13 protein-coding genes are annotated in these 9,731 nt (G+C 68.6%); 10 read left to right on the forward strand and 3 right to left on the reverse strand.

The window, feature by feature from the left end; genetic code table 11:
• The first annotated feature begins 164 nt into the window (after positions 1-164).
• From BM242_RS27810 to BM242_RS27820, 3 genes are read left to right on the forward strand one after another with little or no spacing between them, the layout of a single operon-like run.
• Positions 165-719 (forward strand): bifunctional DNA primase/polymerase, encoded by a 555-nt coding sequence (locus BM242_RS27810; protein WP_093841720.1) that lies wholly within the window; start codon positions 165-167, stop codon positions 717-719.
• The gene (locus BM242_RS27815; RefSeq protein ID WP_093841721.1) at positions 703-990 is read left to right on the forward strand and encodes a hypothetical protein; all 288 of its coding nucleotides are present in this window, start codon (positions 703-705) and stop codon (positions 988-990) included. The genes BM242_RS27810 and BM242_RS27815 overlap by 17 nt, the downstream gene beginning before the upstream one ends.
• Positions 987-1,286 carry a hypothetical protein gene (locus tag BM242_RS27820; protein WP_093841722.1) on the forward strand — a complete coding sequence of 100 codons (300 nt, stop codon included), beginning with the start codon at positions 987-989 and terminating at the stop codon, positions 1,284-1,286. Before BM242_RS27815 ends, BM242_RS27820 begins: the two co-directional genes overlap by 4 nt.
• A 242-nt stretch (positions 1,287-1,528) precedes the next feature.
• Here the strand turns inward: BM242_RS27820 and BM242_RS27825 are convergent, their stop codons facing one another.
• Positions 1,529-1,972: an RICIN domain-containing protein gene (locus BM242_RS27825; RefSeq protein ID WP_175541617.1), complete on the reverse strand. Its 444-nt coding sequence runs from the start codon at positions 1,970-1,972 to the stop codon at positions 1,529-1,531.
• A 234-nt stretch (positions 1,973-2,206) separates the two neighbouring features.
• Here BM242_RS27825 and BM242_RS27830 point away from each other — a divergent pair.
• Positions 2,207-3,033, forward strand: a protein-coding gene (locus tag BM242_RS27830; protein WP_425443942.1) for an IS5 family transposase whose coding sequence is annotated in 2 segments (ribosomal slippage) — positions 2,207-2,564 and positions 2,564-3,033 — 828 coding nt in all. Because the reading frame shifts where the segments join, the coding sequence is not laid out codon by codon here.
• Between the two features lie 145 nt (positions 3,034-3,178).
• On the opposite strand, the gene BM242_RS29755 is transcribed toward BM242_RS27830, so the two are convergent.
• Positions 3,179-3,331, reverse strand: coding sequence for a hypothetical protein (locus BM242_RS29755; RefSeq protein ID WP_175541618.1), 153 nt, complete (start codon positions 3,329-3,331; stop codon positions 3,179-3,181).
• A gap of 1,517 nt (positions 3,332-4,848) precedes the next feature.
• On the reverse strand, positions 4,849-5,589 hold the full coding sequence (locus BM242_RS27840) for a GntR family transcriptional regulator (RefSeq protein ID WP_093841725.1): 741 nt from the start codon (positions 5,587-5,589) through the stop codon (positions 4,849-4,851).
• 209 nt (positions 5,590-5,798) lie between these two features.
• Between BM242_RS27840 and BM242_RS27845 the strand changes: the two genes are divergently transcribed.
• The 6 genes from BM242_RS27845 (at position 5,799) to BM242_RS27870 (ending at position 9,686) form a co-directional block, all read left to right on the forward strand.
• Positions 5,799-6,134 carry an SCO3933 family regulatory protein gene (locus BM242_RS27845; RefSeq protein ID WP_093841726.1) on the forward strand — a complete coding sequence of 112 codons (336 nt, stop codon included), beginning with the start codon at positions 5,799-5,801 and terminating at the stop codon, positions 6,132-6,134.
• A 3-nt stretch (positions 6,135-6,137) separates the two neighbouring features.
• Positions 6,138-7,511, forward strand: a complete 1,374-nt coding sequence (locus BM242_RS27850; protein ID WP_093841727.1) for an FtsK/SpoIIIE domain-containing protein — start codon at positions 6,138-6,140, stop codon at positions 7,509-7,511.
• A gap of 12 nt (positions 7,512-7,523) precedes the next feature.
• The gene (locus BM242_RS27855; protein ID WP_093841728.1) at positions 7,524-7,718 is read left to right on the forward strand and encodes a hypothetical protein; all 195 of its coding nucleotides are present in this window, start codon (positions 7,524-7,526) and stop codon (positions 7,716-7,718) included.
• Positions 7,719-7,889: 171 nt separating this feature from the next.
• Positions 7,890-8,135, forward strand: coding sequence for a hypothetical protein (locus BM242_RS27860; protein ID WP_093841729.1), 246 nt, complete (start codon positions 7,890-7,892; stop codon positions 8,133-8,135).
• A complete protein-coding gene (locus BM242_RS27865; RefSeq protein WP_093841730.1) occupies positions 8,132-9,505 on the forward strand; it encodes a replication initiator in 1,374 nt (457 codons plus the stop codon). The genes BM242_RS27860 and BM242_RS27865 overlap by 4 nt, the downstream gene beginning before the upstream one ends.
• Complete coding sequence (locus BM242_RS27870) at positions 9,495-9,686, forward strand: helix-turn-helix transcriptional regulator (RefSeq protein WP_093841597.1); 192 nt, start codon at positions 9,495-9,497, stop codon at positions 9,684-9,686. The genes BM242_RS27865 and BM242_RS27870 overlap by 11 nt, the downstream gene beginning before the upstream one ends.
• Positions 9,687-9,731: the final 45 nt, after the last annotated feature.

Raw genomic sequence — 9,731 nt, forward strand, 5'->3', positions numbered from 1 at the left:
CGCACTCCCGGGGCGCCCTTCCCGGTGACGGGGGATGACGCGCCGACCAGCCTCGCGTCATCCCCCGTCACCCCTCGTCATCTCCCCAGCTCAATGCAGCTTTCGGAACTCTTGGTTGTACGGCGGCACCTCCACGTCGATACGACCAACCGAGGCAGGTAGCAATGCAGTTGGTGACACGCAGCGGCATGCAGTGGCTCTCCGAGGCAGCGAGCAGCCCGGAGGAATGCCGGTCGGTATGGCTGGACAACCCGCGGCGGCCGTACACCCTGCCTACCGGCGGACACTTCGACGTCGTCGTGGTCAACCAGCGGCTCGGCATCGAGACCTATGACCAGCTCCGGCGGAACTTCCTGCCCATGGGGCCTGCCATGGTGGACTGGGCGGCGAAGCAGGTGGGCTTCTTCCTGCCTCCCGGCTCGGAAGTGCGGTTCGAGGACATGCTGTCCGATGCCGCGGCCGAAGCCATCGGCTACCGCTACCTCTCCGAGGGCTCGCACGTCGTCGTCCCCGGCCCGTTCCCGCTCAACGGCGACCGCTACACTTGGCTCTTCGCCCCGTCCCGGCGCCCGGAGACCTCACCGGCCCGCACGGCGGCGCTGGCTGCCATGCTCGTCGCCACCGCGGAACTCATCGCCAGGGTTGACCGCCACAGCGAGCAGTACCCCAAGGACAACCCCTTGCCGCTCCCCGGGGCCTCCGATGCACGGCAGGGGTGACCTCCCGCCCGACGCGGCCCACTGGTCCCCGACCCGGAACGCCGAGTGGCACGCGGCCCGCGACGCGGTGGCGGCCCTCCGGGACGTGCTGACCCTCGCCGGCATGGAACGGGAGTTCCCCTACCTCCGCGCAGACCTCAACGCCTTCGGCCATGGCCTCATCGAACTGGGCCGCATCTCCCCCGAAACCGCAGAACGCCTGGCCCGACTCTTGCGCCTGGCCCTCGACCACCTGCCGAAACCGGCCGACCAGGAAGAGAACCCCGGATGACCGACCCCAAGGGCGTCTGCGCCCAACTCGCCACCGACCTCCACCCCGGCATCCCCTACGTCCGCGGCTGGTCCGAGAGCAAGCGCGCCGCCGAACTCCTCGCCGAAGCCCTCCAAGCCCTCGGCCTGGCCCACGACTTCCCCGCCCTCCACGCCGACGTCAACATCCACGGCGAAGGCATCATCCGCCTCGGCCCAATCCGCCCCGAAACCGCTCAGCTCCTTGCCATGCTCCTCGGCACCGGCATCCTTACTGACCGGCCGTCGGCGCAGGAATGGGAGCGGCCTACAACCTGAGCTTGGGAATCACGGTGCTTACGCAGGGAGTTAGGGGATGTCTCACGTGGTGGGCTTCGCGAGCTTCTTGTGGCAGGTAAGCCCCCTGCGCCCCGGCTCTTACCACCTGATTGGAGCGGCGCAGTACGCCAAGGACTGCGCCGCTGGGGAGTTCGTCCACAGCACCTGACGCAGATCACCCCGCTAGACTGTACGGCCCTGAGTCGGCCCCAGAACCGGCTGGGCGGAGGTCCGTGCCAGCGTTACTCCGGTACCACCGTCGGGCCCCAGTCGTAGTTGATGTCGTCGCACGAGACGGTCTTGACATCTGAGTGGATGTCGGCCAGCAGGCACCGGCCGGTAGCGACGTTCTTCAGTTCCAGATTGCCGCTGGTGTGCTCTCGGTACAGCCACTGCAGGTGCTGGTTGTTCACCGTGCAGGTGCTGGTGTAGACGCTCTCGCCACCGCTGTCGAGACAGCGGTCCGTGGCGATGTTGCGGAGGATCACCTTGCCCGTGCCGCGGGGGATCCACTGCCACTTCTGGTAGCCGTTGTCGGTGTGGCAATCGTTGGTGTACACCTTGCCGCCGCTGTCAGAGTCCAGGCACTTCTCGGTGAAGGAGTCCTTGAGCAGGACAGTGCCGTCCTCGGGGGGAACTGCGGCGGATGCAGGAGAAGCGAGGGGGAGAACGAGGGCCGCTGTCACGGCGACTACAGCTGCGATGCGCATGAGGCCTCCTTGATGTTCCGGCCGGCAACCCGGCTGATCATGGAGTACCAACGAAGCGGCCGCCCAGAGGTTTCGATGCTTCCGATGCGGGCGCCGTCTCATGGAGACAGGGACGCTCTACGGAGATGTGGCGGGTGGTGAACACCGCGGGGCGGAGGCGCCAGGGATGGACTCGAGGCTGTCTCACGCGGCCTGAGTGGTGTCGGCATGATGCCGTCCGTGGCTCGTGATCTCTCGTCTCGTCTTGTCCCTGATGGTCTGTGGGTTCTGGTGGAGCCTTTGCTGCCGGAGTTCCCTCCGCGGAAGCAGGGCGGGGGCACGGCTCCGGTCGATGAGAGGCAGGCGTTCGCGGCGGTGGTGTACGTGCTGACCAGCGGGTGTGCGTGGCGGATGCTGCCCGATACGTTCGGTGTCTCGCCGGCGACTGCCCACCGGCGGTTCACGGGCTGGACGAGGGCCGGGGTCTGGCGGCGGCTGCACCGGGCGGTCCTGGATGAGCTCGGAGCGCGCGGGGAGATCGACTGGACCTCGGCCATCGTGGACGCCGCGAACGTGCGGGCCAAAAAAGGGGATCGCTGACCGGGCCGAATCCGGTCGACCGGGGCAAGAAGGGCAGCAAACTGCACGTCCTGTCCGACGCACAGGGCCTGCCTCTGGCCCTGGGAGTCTCCGGCGCGAACGTCCACGACACTCACGCGCTCAGGCCCCTCGTCCGTGGCATACCGCCGATACGGTCTCGCCGCGGACCGCGCCGCCGCAGACCCGACAAGCTCCGGGCCGACAAGGCGTACCACTCCGCCGGACACCGCCGATGGCTCCGCAGCCGGTGCATCGCCGCGCGGATCGCCCGCCCCGGCATCGAGTCCGGCGAGCGACTCGGCCGACACCGCTGGCGGATCGAGCGGACGATCAGCTGGCTCTTCGGCTACCGCCGCCTCACCGTCCGGTACGAACGCAAGGGCCAACACTTCCTCGCCTTCCTCGGCCTCGCAGCCGCCCTGACCTGCTACAAGAAGCTCGCGAGACTCACCACATGAGACATCCTCTTAGGCCGCTGACCTGCAAAAACGGCCCGCAGTGGCCTTGCGTGACGGCTCACAAGTGACCGTCAATGACCCTGTCTGACCGCGCGTTCTGGTGCGCATCTGGTGCGCTGAACGTGCGGACAAGCGGCTGTGGGCATCAGCGCTTGAAGCGACGTTGCGCGGCTACGCGCTTGAGCCTGCGGCGACGTTGCCCCGCCGCGCGCTGCTGAGCCCGCACGATGGCGACCGTCTGAGGGTCACTGATGAGGTCGTAGTCGTGCATCAGGAGCGGATCGTCCTCGTTGGCCAAGAGGCACCGCAGAGCGTCGATGTGACGCTGAGGGCTGACAAGGAGACGCTTCGACTCAAGCCAGGCACTCTTGCCGCCGTCGTCTTCAAGCTCTCCAGGTGCAGGCATAACGTCTGCCAGTGTCCCACAGGGCAGCGATGCTCCAGGGCGAGAGCGGCCCACACCTGTCAGAAGTGGGTGCTGTCGGTCGTCCCCGGTCACCCTCGTACGGCCCACAGACGGCCCAGAGGCGGGGCACGCGGATGAGCACACCTTGACGTGCCGAGTCCGCTGCGCTCCACGATGCGCAACAAAATGAATCCCATGTCGGCAATTTCGCAACTACAATGCTCGTACGGCACAACTGACGAAGGAACACCAATGGCCGGGTGGGACTACCCTTTCGACGTAGACTTCCGTGACGAGGATCTAGCTCGCGGATGCTTTCGAATACTGCGGCGCACCGCCGCGCGCCATTACGTGGAATTCAGCTATTACGAATCAAGGCGGAAAAACGGGCGAGTTCACTTCACTCTTGCTTTCGACTGTAGGCCATTCATGCTGAGTCTAGCCATGGGTGACTTTTCCCTAGAAATGAGAGCCGTATCCCTGATCCAAACAGAGAGGCGCAAGAAACGACTCCCCTTGCGACTCCTAGGTGACATCATGTGGACCTCCGCAGAGGAGCCCATAGCTGAGCAATTGAGTAGCCAAGTACCTAGCGAGAAACACGAAAGGGTAATCCGCTACTTGCGCGAATACTCGCTAACGCTAGCTTCATACTGGCGAAGAGAGATCTCAGCGGCTGATGTAGTCGAGGCACAGCATAGCCTGGTGACCTATCTCGCTCTGGACTTGGCCCCCGGTGTCGATAAGTCAACACCCTACCCACGCCTAGTGGAGGCGCTTAAGCTTCCGAAAAGCCTCGAGGTCGCCGCAAAGGATTTGGGTGCACAAAGAAACAAGGTCAAGCACAGAGGGAAAAGACACGAGGCCCCTCGCTTTGCGGAACAGCATCTAGAAACTGCGCACAAGGTAGCCCAGATAGTCACGGGATGCTTCTTGACGCCCGTGCCGTCTGCCGTCGCAGCTTACGAAGCAGATCCCAAGTCCATCTATCGTTCGCTTGAGATGCGCAACCGCCTGGGAGAACCCAAGCGCTTCACGAGGCATTGAGGGGGAGGTCGGCACTAAGGTCGGTGGAGCGGCTTTGGGCGGGAGCTGCCATGGGGCGAGAGATCGGGGCCCGTACGCTTGCCGCGAATCGGGCTGGCTTCTCGCCTGCCCGCAATAGCCCGATGTGGGCCCCGATCTTCGAGGCTCGCCCCATGGTGGCTGCCTAAAGCCGTGGAGCCGACCGGCCCCGACCACCCGGGGGTTCTGACCTCATCTGGCGGCCACATGGAGCGCGGCCGGCGGGCGCAGGGCCGGAGCGGGGCGGAGACAGGAGCGTCGGCCCGGCGCGGAGCCGGGCCGCGCGCGGCGAGCGTGAGCGAGCCGCCTTGATGATGTAGAGAAAATCTGAACCGGGGCGATCGTCAGAGGTGGTAGGACAGCTCCAGGTCGTCGCCGGGGAGTTGGAACTCCTCCAGGGCGAGGGGCTTGTCCGCGTCGGTGAGTGCGACGCGGAGGATGTGCAACAGGGGGACGCCTTCGGGAAGGCGGAGGGCCTGGGCCTGGTCGGGGAGCGGCATCCGGGTGCGCAGGTACTCGGTGAAGTGGAGCTGGTGGCCCAGTTCGGCCAGGGCTTCGTACAGGTGTGGGGCCGGGGGTGGGGCCTGCTCCTCGTACTTGGTGCCGATGAGCGCCGAGAACGGCACGTAGGTGCTGTGGAGTTGGCGCAGACGGCCACGATCGGCGGTCTGGAGCCCCTGGTAGGTGTACATAGGCTCGCCCGGCGGGATGCGCAGCAGGTCGGCGAGCGGGAGCGGGGCGTCCGTGCGGGTGGCTACCGGCTCCTCGGCGTCGCTCCAGCGCAGGCCGTCGGCCTCGGCGTAGCGGCCGTCCGGCTCGCGGCGCAGGCCGCGGGGGCGGGTGAGGCTGGGTCGGCCGTGGGGCGAGCGGACAAACATGCCGCGGCCCATCATGACTTCGACCAGCCCGTTCGCCCGGAGCTCCGCGACAGCCTGGCGGACCGTGGGCCTGGTGACGCCGAACCGCTTGGCGAGTGCGTCCTCCGAGGGGAGCGGCTGGCCGGCCGGGTAGGTGCCGTCCAGGATGCCTGCCCGTAGGTGGTCGGCGATCTGCCGGTACTTGGCCAGGGCTTTCTCAGGTGGCATGGGCGCTCTCCGCGGACTGTGAAGACAGCTCTTCCGTTCTGTTCTGTGGACGAAGCGTCTCCAGAACCGAACGGTGCCAGACTCCCGCACATCTTCTCGCTTGACAACCCGTACTACGGGACGCACTCTTGTGTCTCAGCATCCGTACTACGGGTGGTAGTCACCCCGTAGGTGGTCTGCGGGGTCTGAGTGGGAGGGAGTTCGGGCAAGTGGTTGCCCTACCGATTGATACGGCGAAGTTCACGGGGATCATCTGCGCTGTCGCGCCTGCTCCGCGTGTCGCGAACCGGGAGACCGGTCAGCTCCGGGTGGACCGGGAGACGGGCAAGACCGTCTATCAGGTCGGCCTGTGCCTGATGGCGGGCACGTCGGCCGACGTGGTGACGGTGAGCGTCCCGGGGGAGCCGTCCGGCGTGAACATCGGGGTGCCCGTCCAGGTCCGTGACCTGGTGGCCACCCCCTGGGAGAACGAGGGGCGCCACGGCGTGGCGTTCCGGGCCAGTGAGATCCGGCCCCTGACCGCCCCGGCGGGGAAGGGAGCCTGACCGGTGACCGTTCTGGCCTCTGCTCCGACGGCCGGGGAAACCTGGTACGCCTGGGCGCTCGTGGTGGCCGGAGTGCTGGGGCTGGGTCTGCTGCTGGCAGGCCCGGCCCTGCGCCGCCGGCATCCGGTGCTGTGGTGGACGGCAGTCGGTTTTCCGGCCGCCGCGCTGCGCGTGACGCGCACCTGGCGTCCGCTGATGGCCGGCTGCGGCCTGGCCGTGAGCCGCAAGGCCGCGCTGACGGTGGTTGCCGGGCTCGTCGGCAAAGGCAGCTCTCCGCCCCAACCCCGCGTCCCCGTGCGCGGTCTCATGCACCCGACCCGCAACGGCTTCTGGTTCCTCGTCCGGATGCTGCCGGGCCAGGTGCCGGACGACTTCGTGACGGCGGCCCCGGCCATGGCGCACGGCTGGCAGATGCACGCCGTACGCGTCTCGTCCTGGAAGCCGGGCGTCGTGCGGGTGAGCGCGACGTTCACCGATCCGCTGCGCGCGGTGATCCGTCCGGCTCCACGGCAGCCGGGCCGCTTACTCCGGGTCGTGGTGGGCGTGCTGGAGTCCGGTGGCCCCTGGGCGATCGACCTGCGGCAGATACCGCACTGGCTGATCGTCGGGGCGACTCGCTCCGGCAAATCCACGCTGATCAACGCACTCGTTGCCGGTCTGGCTCCGCAGCCCGTCGCCCTGGTCGGCATCGACTGCAAAGGCGGCATGGAACTCTCGCTCTACGGGCCTCGGCTCTCCGCGCTCGCCACGGACCGGGCCGACGCCGTGCAGCTCCTCGGCCGGCTGACGGAACTCACCCTCGACCGGATGGCCCTCTGCCGCAAGGCGGGCGTCCGGAACATCTGGGGCCTGCCGAAGGGCGAACGTCCCGTCCCCGTCGTGGTCATCGTGGACGAGATCGCGGAGCTCTTTCTCGTCGCCTCCCGCAGCGAGAAGGACGAGGCGCAGGCGGCAGCGACGTCCCTGGTCCGGCTCGCCCAACTCGGGGCCGCCCTCGGTGTCTTCCTCGTCATCGCCGGCCAACGGGTCGGCTCCGACCTCGGCCCGGGTGTGACGGCGCTGCGCGCACAGCTCGGCGGCCGGGTCTGCCATCGCGTCGCCGACTCCGCCACGGCAGAGATGACGCTCGGCGACATCTACCCCGACGCATTGGTTGCCGCGCAGTCGATCGGCCCGGAGCAGGCGGGCACGGCCGTCCTCGCCTCCTCGGACGGCTGGGAACGCGCCCGGTCGCACCTCGTTCCGGAAACCGTCGCCGAAAGCGTGGCACGCCAGTACGCGCACCTGACCCCGGAGCTCCCGGGACTTGCCGACCCGTCCGGCCCCCCGGCTGGCCGCACAACTGTCCGACTCCAGCGCCTCGACCGCGACGAGTGAAGGGGGAGCTCCGTGATTCTGTCCGTGTCGGCCCTGCTGCTGCTCGGCCTGCTCATCTGGTTTCTGATCCGGGTCCGCTACCTGCGCTGGCTGGAAGCGCTGATCTGCGTGACCTTCGGCTTCCTGCTCGCCCGCTCGGTCATCGCGCCGTTCTTCGAAGCGGCCCTGCACGCCGTCGGCGCCTTCCTCGGCGAGATCCGGCTCTGAGCCCTCACCCCTGAGGAGAAGGGGACAGCCATGCCCGCACCACACCTCATCCGGGGGCCTGACCGAAGGTCCCTCGCCCGTGGCTCCCGGCGGGGCGCGAAGTCGCCAAACCCGACCCCGCCGGAAGCCCACTCCATCCGCCACATCAGCAGTGAAGGGAGCCCTCACAGCTTGTCCACCGCATACCGCTCGCGCAAATCGCCCCGGCCCTGGTGCGAACTGCGCGACGAGAACCGGAGCACCTGCTCCGGCCCCGAACGCGTCACCCTGGCCGACGCGGACGGACGGGAACGGCGCGTCTGCCCCGGCCACGCCGCGGCCCTCTGGCTCACCGACCCGACCCTTCGGTTCACGGCCCAGACCCGACCCGAAGCGATCGCCGCCGTCATGCGGCAGGCATTCGGGGGGCCACGATGAACGGCACCGCCTCCGTCACCGGCAACGCGGCCGTAGCCGCACTGATCGAACGGGCGGCCCTGCCGGACTTCGAGGCGTGGCGGCGCGGAGTCGTCCGCCTCGGCGGCTGCACCAACCCGATCCACCTCGTCGGCACCTCCGTTCTCGTGGATACAGGAACGGGCGAAAACCTGCGGGCCGCCTCCTCGGACGACTTCGGCGGACGCCTCCTCATCGCCTGCGGCAACCGCCGGTCCTCGGTCTGCCCGGTCTGCGCAGGCGTCTACCGATCAGACACGTACCAACTCGTCAGGGCCGGCCTGGTCGGCGGTAAGGGCATCGGGGCGGAGGTCGCCGGACACCCCCAGGTATTCGTGACGCTCACCGCCCCGGGCTTCGGCCCGGTCCACTCCCGCCGCACGCGGACCGGCCGCATCCTCGCCTGCCGACCCCGAAAGGCAGACGAACGCTGCCCGCACGCCCGGCCCCTCGGATGCCACACCCGGCACGAACCGGATGACCTCCGGCTCGGGGAACCGCTCTGCCCGCACTGCTACGACTACGCGGGCGCGGTCCTCTGGCAGGCGCACGCCGGGCGGCTCTGGCATCGCTTCGTCCTGGAACTGCGCCGAGAACTCGCGCGCCGGGGCGGCGTCCCGCGCTCCGCCCTCGCTGAGGTGCTGCGGCTGTCGTACGCGAAAGTCGCCGAGTACCAACGGCGCGGCCTGGTGCACTTCCACGCCATCATCCGCGCGGACGGCCCGGCCGGACCGGGAAGCCCTTCGCCCGCATGGGCGGAAACCGGGGCGCTGGCCGACGCCGTACGGTCGGCGGCCGGCACGGTGCGCCTGTCTGCTCCGGGCGCGGAGATTATCGGCCCGCGCCTGCTGCGCTTCGGCGCACAGGTGGACGTGCGGCCCATCACCGGCGAGACACCGGGGGAGCGGCTGACCTCCTCGGCTGTCGCCGCCTACGTTGCCAAGTACGCCACCAAGGGTGCGGAAGCGGCCGGGGCGGTGGACGGCCGGATACGCCGGGCCTCCGATCTGGCGCTGCTGCCGGTGCGGGCGCACACGCTCCGCATGATCGGTACCTGCTGGTGGCTCGGCGGCCTGGCTCCCTTCGAGCCGCTGGGACTGCGGCGCTGGGCGCACATGCTCGGCTACGGCAGCCACTTCGTCACCAAATCCCGCCGCTACTCGACCACACTGACCGCCCTGCGCACCGCGCGGGCCGAACACCGCGCACAGCAGCAGCTCACCGCGCTCGGCCTGGCCGACCGGGCCACGGTCACGGTCGGCCACTGGCGGTACGCCGGCCGGGGCTACAGCCCGGAAGCGGCCCTGATCGCCGCATCCGTCCGGGAAGGCGGTGGCGGCCATGGCACGTGACGAACTGCTGACCGTCGCCCAGGTCCTCAGAGAACTCGGCGGCGTCTCCCGCCGCACCTTCTACCGCTGGCGCGAACTGCGGACCGCCCCGCCGTGCATCCGCCTGCCGAACGGAGAGCTCCGCATCCGCCGGACGGCGCTCGACGCGTGGCTGAGGGACCGGGCGGAGGGCGCGGCATGAAGTCCTACAAGGTCTCCGTCTGGAAGCTCAGCGTCAACCGTTCGG

Source organism: Streptomyces aidingensis, from assembly GCF_900112355.1.
GTDB lineage: Bacteria > Actinomycetota > Actinomycetes > Streptomycetales > Streptomycetaceae > Streptomyces > Streptomyces aidingensis.

Bases quoted from the DNA above. Each gene is read 5' to 3' on its own strand.
- BM242_RS27820 (WP_093841722.1), top strand. From the start codon at position 987: ATGACCGACCCCAAGGGCGTCTGCGCCCAACTCGCCACCGACCTCCAC.
- BM242_RS27810 (WP_093841720.1), top strand. From the start codon at position 165: ATGCAGTTGGTGACACGCAGCGGCATGCAGTGGCTCTCCGAGGCAGCG.
- BM242_RS27815 (WP_093841721.1), top strand. From the start codon at position 703: ATGCACGGCAGGGGTGACCTCCCGCCCGACGCGGCCCACTGGTCCCCG.
- BM242_RS27870 (WP_093841597.1), top strand. From the start codon at position 9,495: ATGGCACGTGACGAACTGCTGACCGTCGCCCAGGTCCTCAGAGAACTC.
- BM242_RS27865 (WP_093841730.1), top strand. From the start codon at position 8,132: ATGAACGGCACCGCCTCCGTCACCGGCAACGCGGCCGTAGCCGCACTG.
- BM242_RS27840 (WP_093841725.1), bottom strand. From the start codon at position 5,589: ATGCCACCTGAGAAAGCCCTGGCCAAGTACCGGCAGATCGCCGACCAC.